11 protein-coding genes are annotated in these 15,795 nt (G+C 66.6%); 5 read left to right on the forward strand and 6 right to left on the reverse strand.

The window, feature by feature from the left end; all coding sequences use genetic code 11:
- Positions 1-9 precede the first annotated feature (9 nt).
- The 3 genes from H7H34_RS10450 (at position 10) to H7H34_RS10460 (ending at position 1,294) form a co-directional block, all read left to right on the forward strand.
- Positions 10-360, forward strand: a complete 351-nt coding sequence (locus tag H7H34_RS10450) for a hypothetical protein (RefSeq protein WP_120267949.1) — start codon at positions 10-12, stop codon at positions 358-360.
- Between the two features lie 206 nt (positions 361-566).
- A complete protein-coding gene (locus tag H7H34_RS10455; protein WP_185925159.1) occupies positions 567-725 on the forward strand; it encodes a DUF5993 family protein in 159 nt (52 codons plus the stop codon).
- Between the two features lie 11 nt (positions 726-736).
- Entirely contained in the window at positions 737-1,294 is a 558-nt protein-coding gene (locus H7H34_RS10460) for a disulfide bond formation protein B (RefSeq protein ID WP_185925160.1), read from the forward strand.
- A 31-nt stretch (positions 1,295-1,325) separates the two neighbouring features.
- Here H7H34_RS10460 and H7H34_RS10465 read toward each other — a convergent pair whose 3' ends face one another.
- Positions 1,326-1,970: a MarC family protein gene (locus tag H7H34_RS10465; protein ID WP_185925161.1), complete on the reverse strand. Its 645-nt coding sequence runs from the start codon at positions 1,968-1,970 to the stop codon at positions 1,326-1,328.
- 295 nt (positions 1,971-2,265) lie between these two features.
- On the opposite strand from H7H34_RS10465, the gene gyrA reads away from it, so the two are divergent.
- Complete coding sequence (gene gyrA / locus H7H34_RS10470) at positions 2,266-5,025, forward strand: DNA gyrase subunit A (RefSeq protein ID WP_245165364.1); 2,760 nt, start codon at positions 2,266-2,268, stop codon at positions 5,023-5,025.
- Positions 5,026-6,185: 1,160 nt separating this feature from the next.
- Here gyrA and H7H34_RS10475 read toward each other — a convergent pair.
- From H7H34_RS10475 to H7H34_RS10495, 5 genes are all read right to left on the reverse strand, one after another.
- Positions 6,186-7,457 (reverse strand): adenylate/guanylate cyclase domain-containing protein, encoded by a 1,272-nt coding sequence (locus tag H7H34_RS10475; RefSeq protein ID WP_185925163.1) that lies wholly within the window; start codon positions 7,455-7,457, stop codon positions 6,186-6,188.
- 264 nt (positions 7,458-7,721) lie between these two features.
- Positions 7,722-9,812 (reverse strand): dipeptide ABC transporter ATP-binding protein, encoded by a 2,091-nt coding sequence (locus H7H34_RS10480; protein WP_185925164.1) that lies wholly within the window; start codon positions 9,810-9,812, stop codon positions 7,722-7,724.
- Positions 9,813-9,825: 13 nt separating this feature from the next.
- Positions 9,826-10,845: an ABC transporter permease gene (locus H7H34_RS10485; protein WP_199681024.1), complete on the reverse strand. Its 1,020-nt coding sequence runs from the start codon at positions 10,843-10,845 to the stop codon at positions 9,826-9,828.
- Positions 10,846-10,863: 18 nt separating this feature from the next.
- Positions 10,864-11,814, reverse strand: coding sequence for an ABC transporter permease (locus H7H34_RS10490; RefSeq protein ID WP_120267943.1), 951 nt, complete (start codon positions 11,812-11,814; stop codon positions 10,864-10,866).
- Between the two features lie 121 nt (positions 11,815-11,935).
- On the reverse strand, positions 11,936-13,627 hold the full coding sequence (locus tag H7H34_RS10495) for an ABC transporter substrate-binding protein (RefSeq protein WP_209006197.1): 1,692 nt from the start codon (positions 13,625-13,627) through the stop codon (positions 11,936-11,938).
- A 535-nt stretch (positions 13,628-14,162) separates the two neighbouring features.
- On the opposite strand from H7H34_RS10495, the gene H7H34_RS10500 reads away from it, so the two are divergent.
- The gene (locus H7H34_RS10500) at positions 14,163-15,752 is read left to right on the forward strand and encodes a trimethylamine methyltransferase family protein (protein ID WP_185925165.1); all 1,590 of its coding nucleotides are present in this window, start codon (positions 14,163-14,165) and stop codon (positions 15,750-15,752) included.
- The last annotated feature ends 43 nt before the right edge of the window (positions 15,753-15,795 follow it).

Raw genomic sequence — 15,795 nt, forward strand, 5'->3', positions numbered from 1 at the left:
GTGACGACAATGACCTTCATTCATGACCATGGCGAGCAGCACGCCCATCGCATCCGGGACCTGGCGATTGCCGCCGTTGCAGCTCTGGCCGTGTTCGGCGGCATCGCAAGCATCGCCCACACCGTCCAGACGGCCACGGCCGGTGCCGCGGTGACCGAGATGGCGGCTCCCAAGACCGATCGCGGCGCCTCCGCGCTGCCCGCCGAGTGCCAGGGTCAGACCTGGGGCAACTGGTCGACGACCTGCGCCTCGGCGCTGAGCGGCAACAAGGGCATGCGTCAGGTGCAGTTTACCACCGTCGAGACCCGCCAGCCGGCCGCCAACACCTCGGTTCTGGAGCGCGTTCCGTCCAGCTCCTGATCCGGGCGCCGTTTCCCGGCAACCCGACACTGCAAAAGGCGACGCCCTGCACCCCGCAGGCGTCGCCTTTGCCGTTTCAAGTGCCGAATTGACGCGCCGGTCCCTGCCCCCGCCCCTCTCGGCAACAATCACGGCTCCGTGATCGCCTCAGAATCGCATAGCCTTGGCGCAACGCTCCGCAACCGGATCCGCAAAGGCTTCGCCCGATGTTTCTCGCCGCTCTCTTCGCCCTGCTGCTTGCGGCCCTTGCCGCCGCCGCCTTCGGCCCCATGCGCCTTGCGGGCCTGTTGACCGCGGCAAGCTTCCTCGCGGCCGTGCTGGTCTACCTGCACCACGCGACCGATCCTCTGCCGCTGTCGTTCTGAAGGGGCGCACCATGATCTCCAGATCCCTCGAGACGACGCTCAACGCGCTTGCCCTCATCGCCATCTCGGCCGTGCTCGCCGTCGCCTTCTTCGACCAGTTCGCCAATGGCGAGCTGCCCTGCCCGCTCTGCCTGCTGCAGCGCGCCGGCTTCCTGCTGCTGGCCATCGGTCCGGTGCTGAACGTGGCGCGCGGCCCCCGGCCCGCCCATTACGGCGTGACGATCCTTGCCGGGCTTGCCGGCGCGGGCTTTGCCATGCGCCAGGTGCTGCTGCACATCCAGCCGGGTGACGCGGGCTATGGTGCGCCCTTCCTCGGCCTGCACTTCTACACCTGGGCCTTCGTCGTCTTCGTTGTCGCCGTTGCCGCCTGTGCGGCGCTCTTGATCCTGCGCGCGCCCGGCGAGGAGCCGCGCACCGCCGGCGGCCGCCCGGCGCGCCTGACCGGGCTGTCGCTGGTTGCCGTCGTGCTGGTGCTGGCGATGGCCGGGCTCAATGCGGTGAGCACGCTTGCCGAATGCGGGTTTGCCGCCTGCCCGGACGATCCGACCGTCTACCGCCTGCTGCAATAGGCCGTAGCAGGCCCCGACGGGCTGAACGCGCCTAGCTGGCGGCGATCATCGCGCGGATGCCGTCCGCGATGAACTGGATCGACAGCGCCGCCAGCAGCACGCCGAGCAGCCGCGTGACCACCACGGCGGCGGTCTCGCCCATCATCCGCTCGATGCGGTCGGCCAGCAGGAACGAGACGAAGCAGGCGCCGATGATCACCAGGATCACCAGCGCCAGGCCCAGATAGGACACCGTGTCGACCGCCTGAGAGGACAGCAGGATCACCGCCGAGATCGCCGCAGGTCCCGCGATCAGCGGGATCGCCAGCGGAAACACGGCCACGTCATGCAGCTCTTCCTGATGCGCCGCATGCTGCGACAGCGCCTTTTCCGCGGTCTCCGATTTGCGCCGGTTGCGCTTCTCGAACACCATCTCGATGGCGATGATCAGGAGCAGCAGGCCGCCGGCGATCTGGAAGGCCGGCACGGAGATGCCGAGCACGCCCAGAACCCCGCGTCCGGCGACCAGGAAGAGGAACAGGATGGCCCCGCCGATCAGCGTCGCGCGCACCGCGATGCGCCGGCGCGTGGCGGCCGTGGCGCCTGCCGTGACCGCCAGGAACATGGGCGCCAGGCCCACCGGATCGATGGTCACGAACAGTGTCGCGAAGGCGTTGATGAGATAGTCCGCAAGCATTGCGCAAGCCCCCCGCTCGACTCGTCCGGCCCCGTTATATCAAGCAAAATACGGCGTGGGGGCACCCGGGCGGCACCCCCTTCCCGAACTTTCCCTTGGGAAAGTGACAAGACGCTGTTTTCGCTCGTCTTTTCGCGGCGCAAAAACCCTTGGGCGATTTGGCTGAAAGCGCGGAATCGGCTATAAGATCGGGACAGATTCAACAAGTGTGAGAGATCCCTTGACCGATCGGGACACGAACGCACCTTCGGGTGGCCTGCCGTCCGATATCCGGCCCGTTTCCATCACCGACGAGATGAAGCGCAGCTACCTCGATTACGCGATGAGCGTGATCGTCAGCCGCGCCCTGCCGGACGTGCGAGACGGACTGAAGCCGGTGCACCGGCGCATCCTCTACTCGATGCATGAGAACGGCTACGAGTGGAACAAGCCCTACCGCAAGTCGGCCCGCGTGGTCGGTGACGTGATGGGTAAATATCACCCCCATGGCGACAGCGCGATCTACGACGCGCTCGTGCGCATGGCGCAGAACTTCTCGCTCCGCCTGCCGCTGATCGACGGCCAGGGCAACTTCGGCTCGGTCGACGGCGATCCCGCGGCGGCCATGCGTTACACCGAGTGCCGGTTGCAGAAGGTCTCGGCGCGCCTCCTTGACGACATCGACAAGGAGACCGTCAACTTCCAGGACAACTACGACAATTCGGAGAGCGAGCCGGTCGTTTTGCCGGCAAAGTTCCCGAACCTTCTGGTCAACGGCGCCGGCGGCATCGCCGTCGGCATGGCCACCAACATCCCGCCGCACAATCTCGGCGAGGTCATCGACGCCTCCATCGCCCTGATGGAAAATCCGGCGATGACCACGGCCGAGCTGATGGAGATCGTGCCCGGTCCCGACTTCCCGACCGGCGGCATCATCCTCGGCCGCTCCGGCATCCGCTCTGCCTATGAGACCGCGCGCGGCTCCATCGTCATGCGCGGCCGCGCCGAGATCGAGGAGATCCGCAAGGATCGCTACGCCATCGTCATCACCGAGATCCCGTATCAGGTGAACAAGGCGTCGATGATCGAGAAGATCGCCGAGCATGTGCGCGAAAAGCGCATCGAGGGCATTTCCGACATCCGCGACGAGTCCGACCGTACCGGCATGCGCGTGGTCGTCGAGCTGAAGCGCGATGCGGTCGGCGACGTGGTGCTGAACCAGCTCTACCGCTACTCGGCGCTGCAATCGACCTTCGGCGCCAACATGGTGGCGCTGAACGGCGGCCGGCCGGAGCAGCTCGGCCTGAAGGACATGCTGACCGCCTTCATCGCCTTCCGTGAGGAGGTGATCGGCCGGCGCACCCGCTTCCTGCTGAAGAAGGCGCGCGACCGCGCCCATGTCCTCGTCGGTCTCGCCATCGCGGTTGCCAATATCGACGAGGTCATCGCGCTGATCCGCACTGCGCCGGACCCGGCCACCGCCCGCGCCCAGCTGATGGAGCGCAACTGGCCGGCCCGCGACGTGGAGCCCTTGATCCGCCTGATCGACGATCCGCGCCACATGGTCAACGAAGACGGCACCTACAAGCTGTCCGAGGAGCAGGCCCGCGCCATTCTCGACCTGCGCCTGCAGCGCCTTACCGCCCTTGGCCGCGACGAGATCGCCGACGAGCTCAACAAGATCGGCGAGGAGATCCGCGACTATCTCGACATCCTGCGCTCGCGCTCGCGCATCCTCGACATCATCCGCCAGGAGCTGACGGAAATCCGCGAGGAGTTCGCAACGCCCCGCCGGACCGAGATCATGGACGGCGGAGCGGACCTTGAGGACGAGGATCTCATCCAGCGCGAGGAGATGGTCGTCACGGTCAGCCATGCCGGCTACATCAAGCGCGTTCCGCTCGACACCTACCGGGCGCAGCGGCGCGGCGGCAAGGGCCGCTCGGGCATGTCGACCAAGGACGAGGATTTCGTCACCCGCCTGTTCGTGGCCAACACGCACACGCCGGTGCTGTTCTTCTCCTCGCGCGGCATCGCCTACAAGCTGAAGGTCTGGCGCCTGCCGCTCGGCGGCCCGACCTCGCGCGGCAAGGCGCTGGTCAACATGCTTCCGCTCGAGCAGGGCGAACAGATCACCTCGATCATGCCGCTGCCGGAGGACGAGGAGAGCTGGGGCAATCTCGACGTGATGTTCGCCACCACGCGTGGCACCGTCCGCCGCAACAAGCTCTCCGACTTCACGCAGATCAACAAGAACGGCAAGATCGCGATGAAGCTGGACGACGGCGACGGCATCGTCGGCGTCTTCACCTGCACCGAGCATGATGACGTCATGCTGACCACGGCGCTCGGCCAGTGCATCCGCTTTGCCGTCACCGATGTGCGCGTCTTCGCGGGCCGCAACTCGGTCGGCGTGCGCGGCATCAACCTTGCCGACAACGACCGCGTCATCTCCATGTCGATCCTGCGTCACTTCGACTGCACGGCGGACGAGCGCAGCGCCTATCTGCGCCTGCGCCGCCTGATGCGCGGCGAGGCCGACGAGGCGAACGGCGAAGCCGGCGGCGAGGACGAGGGCGTGCCGGCGGGCGACCTGCCGCAGGAGCGCTACGTGGCCATGAGCGCGCATGAGCAGGTGATCCTCACCATCTCGGAAAACGGCTACGGCAAGCGGTCTTCGTCCTTCGAGTACCGGGTGACGGGCCGCGGCGGCAAGGGCATCACCGCCATGGCGGTGACCAAGCGCAACGGCCCGCTCGTCGCCTCCTTCCCGGTGGAAGACAGCGACCAGATCATGCTCGTCACCAATGGCGGCCAGTTGATCCGTTGCCCGGTCGACGGCATCCGCATCGCCGGCCGCGCCACCCAGGGCGTCATCGTCTTCAACACCGCCGAAGGCGAGGAAGTCGTCTCGGTCGGCCGCGTCTCCGACGAGGAGGACGCCGAAGAGGCGATGCTCGACGAGGCCGGCGGCGAGACCCCCGCGTCCGGCTCCGACACGTCGGGCGATGCCGGCGACGGCGAGACTGGCGATGGCGAGACTGGCGAGGACGGGGCTCCGGGCGACGACGCCTGATCCCGCCTTACCGTCTCACGACACCATCACGGGCCGCAGGACACTCCTGCGGCCCTTTTTCTTGCGCGCTCCCCTCCCATCCCCTCGGCTGTCACCCCGGATGGCACTCGCTTTCACGCACCACCCTCTCGGTTCGTCATCCCGGGCAAGGCGCAGCCGCGACCCGGGACCGGCGAGCCGAGAGCCTCGCGAAGGCACTCAGGAACAACCCCACACCCGCCGCGCCTTCCCGATCCCGGATCTTCGGCCTCGTCCGGAAAGACGCGGGAGAGGCAAGCGCAGGAGACAGGCAGGCGCGCGGGGAAGACGGAAACGATCCTCTGATGTGAACCCCACCCACAGGATGTCATCCCGGTTTCGGCAACGCCGAAGACCGGGATCCAGTAACCCCGTACGGTTCTGCCCAAGCCTCAACGCTGCCGCGCGCCGAAGCTGGACTGCCGCCTTCGCGCCACCATCCACCCCGGCGGATACTGGATACCTGCCTGCGCAGGTATGACAGCGGACAGTGGAACGGGCGCCTCCCGCCCCACCCCTGCCGAGGGTGCCAATGGGTCCCGGGTCGCGCTCCGCTTGCCCGGGATGACCTCCGAGAGGGAGGCACCATCACCCCCCACCACCGGAGATCCCACCTCGGTCGTCAGCCCACCGCCGTCGTCCCAACCTCTGACGTCACCCCGGACGAAGGCGAAGCCGGAGATCCGGGGCCCATTCGTTCCCAGAGCGGCCGCAATGACACCGAAACCTCGCCCTCCCTGACGACACCACACCCGCCGTGCCTCTCCGGTCCAGGCTCGGCGCTGCACATCATCCGCCCCGCCCACAGGATGTCATCCCGGTTTCGGCAACGCCGAAGACCGGGATCCAGTAACCCCGTACGGCTCTGCCCGAGCCTGAGCGCTGCCGCCGGAACGTCGGTGGCGGCCAACTTCGCGCCACCATCCACCCCGGCGGATACTGGATACCTGCCTGCACAGGTATGACAGCGGACAGTGGAACGGGCGCCTCCTGCCCCCCCTGCCGAGGGTGCCAATGAGTCCCGGGTCGCGCTTTGCTTGCCCGGGATGACCTCCGAGAGGGAGGCAGCATCTCGCACCCCACCACCGGAGATCCCACCTCGGTCGTCAGCCCACCATCGTCATCCCGAGAAAACGCGCCCCTCACCCTTTCGGGCTGAACAGATGCACCGGCTCGGCGACGCCGCGAAGGCGATGCTCGCCGAGGTCGTCCAGCGGCACATCGAGACCGCGCGCAGCCGCCTGCGAGATCAGGATCTCCCGGCCGAGTTCCTTGGTCAGCGCCTCGATGCGGCTTGCCGCGTTAACCGCCGGGCCGATCACCGTGAAATCGAGCCGTCCGGCCGAACCGACATTGCCGAAGAACACCTTGCCCTCGTGCAGCGCGATGCCGGTGCGCAGCGGCGCCCACACCTCCCGCGCGTCCGCGACCGCCTGGGGCGGCGTCTCGTTCAGCGCCGCGATCCCGGCAAGGGCCGCCCGCGCCGCGCGCAGGGCCGCGTGTGCCGCCCCCTCGCCTTGCGGAAACACTGCCAAAACCCCGTCGCCCATGAATTTCAGGATCTCGCCGCCTTCCGCGATCACCGCCCCGGCCAGCCGCTCGAAATAGGCGTTGAGCAGCGCCGTCATCGCCGGTCCCGGCAGCCGCGCCGACAGATCGGTGAAGCCGCGCAGGTCCGACATCCAGATCACCGCATCGATTTCCTCGCCGACGCCCCGCCGGATGCTGCCCTGCAGCACCTTGCCTCCCGCCGCCGGCCCCAGATAGGCGTCGAGCAGGTTCGCCGAGATCCGCCGGTCGATATGCCGGGCAACATGCAGCGCCAGGATCGACAGCAGCCGGTCGATACCCGCCCGCTCGGTTTCCGTGAAGCCGCCCGGCTGGCGCGTTGCCAGCGACACCAGGTTGTGCTGGCTGCCGGACCCGGTTCCGCCGGCAGCCGTCAGCGGCAGCGCCATGTAATGGCTGTAGCCGAGTTGCCCCAGTTCCCGCAGCAAGGGGTAGTGCGCCGAGGTGTCCTCGTCGATCGTCCGGTCGAACGCCTCGCCGCGTTCGATCACCGCAAAGATCGGGCTTCGCCGATAGGCATCCGTCGCCAGGATATCCTCGGCCACCTGGATCTCGTCGCAGATCCCGTCACCCGCCTCCCAGTTCCAGGCAAAGCCGTAGATCTGCGGGTGCAGCGTGCCCACATGCAGGCTCGCCCGCTCGAAGGACGGCAGCGCCGCCGCCATGCGCCAGCAGAACGCCTCGAAGAAATCCAACACGTCGGCCACAGCCAGCGCCTCGCCGAGCAACCAGGCCTCCACATCCCCCAGCGTCTGGATCGGCGCCCCTTGCGCCTCGCGCTGCGAGCGCCGGCGCAGCCGCACCCCTTTCGCATAGGACCTTGGAAACGGATCGATCCCGGCCATCCCCGTCTTTCCCGCCTCTTCATCCGGCCACCCCGGACAGCACGTCATGACCGCACTCTACCTCAAGGCAGCCGCACCGGGGACAAGTCGAACGATGCGGCGCGGCGCCCGGCGGGGATAAGTGCGCCGGACAGGCGGGGACAAATGCGCCCGGGGCACGCCGCCCGGCAGCATCGGCGATTTCGGGAAATTGAGACGGCCGAAATCAAAATTTCGCAATTTCGAGACGGAATTTTGCAAAATCCGTCTCGAAATTCTCAAGGCCTATTCGGCCGCCTCGACCTTCGGCTTTATCACCGGTTCCATCGCGCTCAGTTCGGCCGGATCGAGATGGCACAGGATCCTGTGTCCATCGCCGAAGCTGCGCAGCGGCGGCAGCTCGACATCGCAAGTGCCCGGCATCATGTAGGGGCAGCGGGTGGAGAACGGACAGCCCGGCGGCGGGTTGGTCGGCGACGGGATTTCCCCCTTGAGCACGATGTGCCGCTTCTCGATCCGCGTATCGGCGATGGGCACCGCCGCCAGCAGCGCCTCGGTGTAGGGATGGTAGGGCGGCGCGAAGATTTCCTCGGTCGTGCCCTGCTCCATGATCCGGCCGAGATACATCACCACCACCCGGTCGGCGAGATACCGCACCACCGACAGGTCGTGGCTGATGAACAGCATCGTCGTGCGGTTCTCGCGCTGGATGTCCATCAGCAGCTCGGTCACTGCCGCCTGCACCGAAACGTCCAGCGCCGACACCGGCTCGTCGGCGATCACCACCTTCGGATTGCCGGCGAAGGCGCGGGCGATGCCCACCCGCTGCTTCTGCCCGCCGGAGAGCTGGCGCGGCTTGCGCTTGGCGAAATCGCGCGGCAGCTTCACCGTGTCGAGCAGCCGGAAGACGATCTCCTCCACCTCCTCGTCCTTGCTGGCGACCCCGAACTTGCGGATCACCCGCGCGATCTGGCTGCCGACGGAATGCGACGGATTCAGCGTGTCGAACGGGTTCTGGAAGACCATCTGCAGCTTCGAGATCGTCTCGGCCTTGCGCCGCTCCACCGGCAGATCGCCGAGTTCGACATCCCCCAGCATCACCTTGCCGTCGGTCGCGTCCTCCAGCCCCATCAGCACCTTGGCGAAGGTCGACTTGCCGCAGCCGCTCTCGCCGACGATGGCCACCGTCTCGGCCTCGCGCGCGGTGAAGCTCAGCTTCTCGTTGGCCTTCACCACCCGCTCGCTGCCGCCCATCACGAACAGCCCGCCCTCCTCGATCAGATAGTGCTTGGTCATGTCCTCGACCGAGAGCACCACCTCGCCCGCCTCGACCGGCGGCTTCGCCTCGCCCTTCGGCAGGTCGCGGTTCCAGTCGATCTCCTGGAAGCGTTCGCAGCGCACCTTGTGGTCGTCGTCGCCCGGAACGGCACGCATCGGCAGCCGGCCGACATTGCACAGCCCGTCGCGGAAGAAGGTGCAGCGCGGCCCGAAGTTGCACCCCTCGGGCCGCTCGTGCGGCAGCGGCAGCTGGCCCGGGATTGCCACCAGCGGATGGGCGTTCTTGTCGGCGCCGGGCAACGGGATCGAGCCGAACAGTCCCCGCGTGTAGGGATGGCGCATCTCGTCGAAGACGTCATGAATGTCCCCGACCTCCACCGCCTCGCCGGAATACATCACGGTCAGCCGGTCGCAGGTCTCCAGGATCAGCCCGAGATTGTGCGAGATGTAGATCATCGAGGTGCCGAACTCCTCGGCGATCTCGTTGATCAGCTCGACGATGCCCGCCTCCACCGTCACGTCCAGCGCCGTTGTCGGCTCGTCGAGCAGCAACAGCTTGGGGTTCGACAGCAGCGCCATGGCGATCACCACGCGCTGCTGCTGGCCGCCGGAAATCTGGTGCGGGTAGGACGCCAGGATACGCTTGGGGTCCGGCAGGCGCACCTTGGCCAGCATCTCCTCGGCCCGCGCCAGCGCCTCGCGCTCGCTCAACCCGTCATGGTAGATCGGCACCTCGGCCAGCTGCGCGCCGATGGTCATCGACGGGTTCAGCGAGGCCATCGGCTCCTGGTAGACCATGGCGATGCGCGAGCCGCGGATCTGCCGCAGCTCCTCCTCGCTCATCTGCCGCATGTCGCGGCCCTCGAACAGGATCTCCCCGCCGACGATCGCGCCGTTCTTGCCCATGTACTGCATGATGGCCAGCGCCACGGTCGACTTGCCGCAGCCGCTCTCGCCGACGATGCCGTGCGCCTCGCCCGGCATGAGCTTCAGGTTGAAGTCCACCACGGCCGGGATCTCGCCGGCGCGCGTGTAGTAGGAGATGCAAAGGTTCCGGCATTCGAGAACGGGAACCTCTTCGGCGGCGTGATCGCTCATTGTGTCCCCCTCCTCAGTCGCGCAGGCTCATTTCCCGAAGGCCGTCGGCCATCAGGTTGAAGCCAAGGATCAGGCTCGAAACGGCCAGCGCCGGCACGAGCAGCATGTAGGAGAACTTCCACAGCATCGCCGTCTTGGCGCTCTCGCGGATCATCAATCCCCAGTCCGGGTCGGGCGGCTGCAGGCCCAGCCCCAGGAAGGTCAGCGTGGTGATCGCCACCGTCGTGTAGCCGAGCCGCAGGCAGGCATCGACGATGATCGGCCCGCGCACGTTCGGCAGCAGCTCGAAGATCATGATGTAGAGCGGATGCTCGCCGCGCGTCTGCGCCGCGTAGACGTAGTCCCGCGTCTTGATGTCGAGCGCCAATCCCCGGACGATGCGCATGATCGCCGGTGCCGAGGCGAAGGTCACCGCCACCACGATGTTGAAGCCCGACGGCCCCAGATAGTTCAGGATGACGATGAACAGCACCATCACCGGGAACGACAGCAGCACGTTGGCGACGAACGAAATGATCTCGTCCCACCAGCCGGCCAGGTAGCCGGAGATCAGGCCGAACATGGCGCCGAACACATAGGCGACCATGGTCGCCGTGACGCCCCAGACCAGCACCCGCTGGCAGCCCCAGATCATGCGCGACAGCATGTCCCGGCCCTTGAAGTCGGTGCCGAGCCAGAAGAACAGGCCGTTCCGCTCGGTGAAGGGCGTCGTGAACGGGGCGATCGGCTTGTTCGGGTCCATCAGGGGCAGGTACGGCGCGCTGACCGCCATCAGCAGCCAGAAGAACACCAGCGTAATGCCGATCACGGCGACCCGGCTTTCGCGGAAGGCGCGGATGCCGAGCACGTAGAGCATCAGCGTCGCAGGGATCGCCGGCAACAGCACGGCCCGCGCCTCACCTCCGATCGCCTGGCCGAACATCACATAGGCCATCAGCGGCAGCCACATCAGCAGAAACAGCGCGATGACGGGCTTCGGCCGCGACAGGCGGTCGAGGGCGGAGGGGCCGGACGGGATCTCGGTCACTGCCATTGAGTGCGTCTCCGGTCCTTACGCAAAACGGATGCGTGGGTTCAGGAAGGTGTAGCCGATGTCGGAGATGATCTGCGACAGCACGGCGACGGCGACGGCGACCAGCGTGCAGGCCTGCACCACCTCCACATCGGGAAACAGCGCCGCTTCCAGCAGCAGCTTTCCGAAGCCGTCATATTCGAAGAAGACCTCGACCACGACGACGCCCGACAGCAGCCAGTTGAGCTGCAGCACGATCAGCGTGAACGGCGCGATCAGCGCGTTGCGCAGCGCGTGCCGCATCACCACCCGGCGGTACGGCAACCCCTTCAGGATCGCGGTGCGGATGTATTGCGAGGTCATCACCTCGGCCATCGAGGCGCGGGTCATCCGGGCCACATAGCCGAAGTCGTAGATCACCAGCGTCAGCACCGGCAGGATCAGTTCGCGGAAGTTGAACCCGCCGATCATCGCCGATTTCACCGGCAGCCATCCGAGGCCGAGGGCGAAGATGATGGTCAGCAGGATGGCGCTGGCGATCTCCGGGATACTGGTCGTGAAGACCGATACGAACGAGATCGTCCGGTCCTGCAGCGATCCCTCCTTCATCCCCGCGAGAATGCCCAGGATCAGCGACAACGGGATCATCAGCGCGAAGACGAAAAAGGCCAGGATGCCGGTATTGGCCAGCCGGTCCGCCAGCAAGGGGCCGACCGGACGGTTCTTCTCGTAGGAAAAGCCGAGATCGCCGCTCAGGATGTTGCCGACCCAGTTGGCGTAGCGCTGGTAGAACGGCACGTCGAGGCCGCGTGCGGCGAGCCAACTCTTGTAGCTCTCCTCGGTCAGAGCCGAGACGGCAAAGCCGCCCAGCTCCTGCACTGCCAGCCGTTTCTTGAACTCCGGCGTGTCGAAGATCGCGAACAGCAACAGCGAGGAGACCGCCATGATCAGAACCATCTGAACCAGGCGTCTCAGGATCAGTTTCAGCATGTGGCGCCCACCGTGTCGGCCCATCGATCATGCCGCAAGCGCGGCATGCGGGCCCTCCCCCTGACCTCGGCAAAGGACCGCCGCGCCCGAAAAACCCAGGCGCGGCAATCCGTTGTCCGTATCAGCTCATCCAGACCTTGTTGAACTGGTGGTACTGGGTCGGGTGGCCCGGATAGCCGTTCACCGACTTGGAGGCCATGCAGTAGACCGGCCGCCAGATCGGCATGACCATCACCGAGGCGTCCTGCAGGATCTGCGAGGCCTTGGCGAGCAGCCCCTTGCGGGCCTCCACGTCGAGCGTCGCCTCGGCCTCGTCGAGCGCCGCGTCGAACTCGGGCGAGGCGAAGCCGGACTCGTTCCACGGCACGCCCGTGCGGTAGCCGAGCGACATCACCATCGTGCCGAGCGGACGGTGCGTCCAGGCGGTCGCGCCGAACGGCGTCTTGGTCCAGATCTCCCAGTACTTGGAGGCCGGAATGACGTTGATGTTCAGCGTGATGCCCGCGTCCTTGAGCTGGTCGCGCATGGCCTCGGCGGCCGTCTGGTGCCACGGGCCGTCCGTGTTGCCGACATCGATGGTCAGCGTGATGCCGTCCGGATGGCCGGCCTCGGCGAGCAGCGCCTTGGCGCCCTCCACGTCGCGGGTCAGCGGCGCCAGCGCCTGGTAGTCCGGATGCACCGGGGCCACGTGGTGGTTCTCGCCCACGTCGCCGCCTTCCGGGTAGACCAGCGGCTTGATCGCGGCATTGTCGATGGCCATGGTCACGGCCTTGCGCACGCGCTCGTCCGTAAACGGCTCGGCATCGACGCGCATGCGGCAGCACAGGCACTGCGCGGTGCGGGCGGCGATGATGTTGCCGTCGATGGCCTTGGCCAGCTCCATCTGCTCGACGCCGAAGTCGTAGATCGCATCGACGCTCTGGCCGGCAAAGGCGGTCAGCTGGTTGTCGGCATCGAAATTGTAGTAGTGGATCTCGTCGAGAAACACCGTGCCGCCCCAGTATTTGAAAGGCTGGCCGCCGACCTCGGTGACGCGCTTCAGGATGCAGCGGTCGCCGACCACGTTCTCGGTGATCGTATAGGCGCCCGTGCCGTTGATCGCGTTGTCGAGCGGCGGCTTGAAGCCGCGATGCACGATGGCGGTCGGGTAGTTGTACATATCCTCGGGGAAGGACAGCACCGGCTTGGTCAGGTTGAAGCGGATCGTGTGATCGTCGACGATCTCGATGGCGCCGTCGATGAGGCTCTTCTTGCCGTCCTTATCCTCGACCATCGCCGAGACCGACGACAGGCCGATATTCGACGAGCCGAGATCCGGGTTGGTCCAGCGCTCGAAGTTGAACTTCACGTCCTCGGCGGTGAAATCGTCGCCGTTGTGCCACTTCACGCCCTTGCGCAGGTAGAAGGTCCAGGTCTTCAAATCCTCGGAGGCTTCCCAGCGCTCGGCCAGCATCGGCCGGGTCACATTGTCCGGGCCGGTCATCGCCAGGTATTCCAGCATGTGGCGCGTCTGGTTGGAGGCCTGGGTCCACGAGAAGGTCGCCGGATCGTCGATCTTCTGGACCTGCATCGCCACCTTCAGGATGCCGCCGGCCTTGGCGTTCGGGTCGTCCGCCGGGAACGGCAGGTTGGCTGCATCCTGGGCGACCGCCGGGCTCGGCAGGCCGGCCATCGCATAGGCCGCGCCGGCGCCCACGCCCAGAAGCGCGGCGTAGCGGACGAACTCGCGGCGGCTCAACCGGCCGCTGTCCATCTGTTCCTGTGCTTCCCTGACTTTCGGATGCATCTTGCTTGACGTCTCGTTGGTCGACATGCCCTGTCTCCCCTCCAACCGATTGCTGTGTTTGCTCTTTTCATCGCCGCTGCGGGCCGGAAGCCCGCCGCGCATGGTGTTCGTGGCCTTGCCGGTCCCGCGTTGGCGCTGGCGCGCCGGCGGGGTGCGACTGCGGACCTGCCCTCGAGATCCTCCTTGTCGGCCGGCCGCGGTTCCGGCCCCTCGCCGGACGCGCGTACCGATGCTCTTTTCCGATGCCGCAGCGTCCGGCATTGCCGCCGCCACGGATCCAACCGCGTCAACCTAGCATGCAATCATGGTGGCTTGGCAAAGCCCTGCGTCCATTTTTTTGAGGTCCGGATCGAACGTGTCGGTATCGGACAACAGATAGTCGCATAATCGATATCGCCTTTCCCTCGTTGCCGGCGCTAGGCTTCTGTCACATCGCGCGTATTGAAACGCGAACGCTTCCGAAACAACCGGCGCTCTGCTTGTCGTTTTCGGAGATGGCTGCATTTTACTGAGACGGATACGAAACTAGACGTCCGCAACCGCAGCGGGGAGCCGGGTTCGCATGGTCGAGATCGACGAAGTTGAGGCCACCCCGGCCGCCGATGACGAGGGCGCCGGCCGGCGCCGCGGACGCAGGGGCCGCCGGGACGTCCAGGGACATCCGGACGCCATCGAACAGAAGCCGTTCCGGGCCCGCCGCAATCCCTTCGCACCGGTCCAGGCGGTGTCCGAAGATCAACTTGAGGCGATCCATTCCGCCTCGCTCGACGTCCTGGAAAATATCGGTGTCGATTTTATCAATAGCGAGGCAAAGGCCCTTTTGAAGGCCGCCGGCGCCGACGTATCCCCCTCATCCGACCGAATCAGGATGGATCGCGGCCTGGTTCTGGAGGCGCTGGCGAGCGCGCCGGAGGCGTTCATCCTTCACGCGAGGAACCCGGAGCGGAACCTGAAGGTCGGCGGCGACAGCGTCATCTGGAGCGGCGTCGCCAGCGCCCCCAACTGCGCCGACGCGCAGCGCGGCCGGCGGCCCGGCAGCCAGCAGGACTATCGCGACTTCCTCCGCCTCAGCCAGGTCTTCAATGTCATCGACCTGAACGGCGGCTACCCGGTCGAGCCGGTCGACATCCACGCGTCGGTCCGCCATCTCGACTGCATCTCAGACTTCGTGACGCTGACCGACAAGGCCTTCCACATCTACTCGCTCGGCCGCGAGCGCAATCTGGACGGTATGGAGATCGCCAGGATCGCACTTGGACTAACACATGAGGAATTCGAAAGAACTCCTTCTGTCATATCGATTATCAACTCTTCGTCTCCGCTGCGTCTCGACACACCGATGCTCCAGGGCATTCTCGAGATGTCGCGGCGCGGGCAGCCGATCGTGCTCACCCCGTTCACGCTTGCCGGTGCGATGGCGCCGGTCACGGTCGCCGGCGCCCTCGTGCAGCAGAACGCCGAGGCGTTGGCCGGGCTCGCCTTCGCCCAGATCGTGCGCCCAGGCGCGCCGGTGGTCTATGGCGGCTTCACCTCCAATGTCGACATGAAGTCCGGCGCCCCTGCCTTCGGCACGCCGGAATACATGCAGGCGGCCCTTGTCGGCGGCCAGCTCGCCCGCCGCTACAAACTGCCCTACCGCTCCTCGGCCGTGTGCGCGGCGAATTCGCCCGACGCCCAGGCCGCCTGGGAAACCGTGTTCTCGCTCTGGGGCGCGCTGATGGGCGGCGCCAACTACATCAAGCACGCGGCCGGCTGGCTGGAAGGCGGGCTGACGGCCGGCTTCGAGAAATTCGTCATCGACATCGACCTGCTGCAGATGATGGACGCCTTCCTTCAGCCGCTCGACACTTCGCCGGACGCGCTGGCGGTCGAGGCGATCCGCGATGTCGGGCCCGGCGGCCACTTCTTCGGCACCGCCCATACGCAGGCCCGCTACAAGACCGCGTTCTATCCGCCTATCATCTCCGACTGGCGGAACTTCGAGACCTGGCGCGATGCGGGCTCGCCGACCGCCTACGACAAGGCGCAGGTGGTCTGCAAGAAGGCGCTCGCCGAATACGAGGCGCCGCCGCTCGATCCGGCCATCGCCGAGGAGCTGGCCGCCTTCGTCGCCCGGCGAAAGGCCGAAGGCGGCGCCCCCACCGACTTCTGACGTCGGCGGCCGATTGCCGCCGACGCTCCCATCCCTTTCCAGA

The sequence above is a fragment of the Stappia sp. 28M-7 genome, assembly GCF_014252955.1.
Taxonomy (GTDB): Bacteria; Pseudomonadota; Alphaproteobacteria; order Rhizobiales; family Stappiaceae; genus Stappia.

Excerpts from the sequence above, each read along its gene's own strand:
- H7H34_RS10450 (WP_120267949.1), top strand. The coding sequence starts at position 10 with ATGACCTTCATTCATGACCATGGCGAGCAGCACGCCCATCGCATCCGG.
- H7H34_RS10455 (WP_185925159.1), top strand. The coding sequence starts at position 567 with ATGTTTCTCGCCGCTCTCTTCGCCCTGCTGCTTGCGGCCCTTGCCGCC.
- H7H34_RS10460 (WP_185925160.1), top strand. The coding sequence starts at position 737 with ATGATCTCCAGATCCCTCGAGACGACGCTCAACGCGCTTGCCCTCATC.
- H7H34_RS10465 (WP_185925161.1), bottom strand. The coding sequence starts at position 1,970 with ATGCTTGCGGACTATCTCATCAACGCCTTCGCGACACTGTTCGTGACC.
- gyrA (WP_245165364.1), top strand. The coding sequence starts at position 2,266 with ATGAAGCGCAGCTACCTCGATTACGCGATGAGCGTGATCGTCAGCCGC.
- H7H34_RS10475 (WP_185925163.1), bottom strand. The coding sequence starts at position 7,457 with ATGGCCGGGATCGATCCGTTTCCAAGGTCCTATGCGAAAGGGGTGCGG.
- H7H34_RS10480 (WP_185925164.1), bottom strand. The coding sequence starts at position 9,812 with ATGAGCGATCACGCCGCCGAAGAGGTTCCCGTTCTCGAATGCCGGAAC.
- H7H34_RS10485 (WP_199681024.1), bottom strand. The coding sequence starts at position 10,845 with ATGGCAGTGACCGAGATCCCGTCCGGCCCCTCCGCCCTCGACCGCCTG.
- H7H34_RS10490 (WP_120267943.1), bottom strand. The coding sequence starts at position 11,814 with ATGCTGAAACTGATCCTGAGACGCCTGGTTCAGATGGTTCTGATCATG.
- H7H34_RS10495 (WP_209006197.1), bottom strand. The coding sequence starts at position 13,627 with ATGTCGACCAACGAGACGTCAAGCAAGATGCATCCGAAAGTCAGGGAA.
- H7H34_RS10500 (WP_185925165.1), top strand. The coding sequence starts at position 14,163 with ATGGTCGAGATCGACGAAGTTGAGGCCACCCCGGCCGCCGATGACGAG.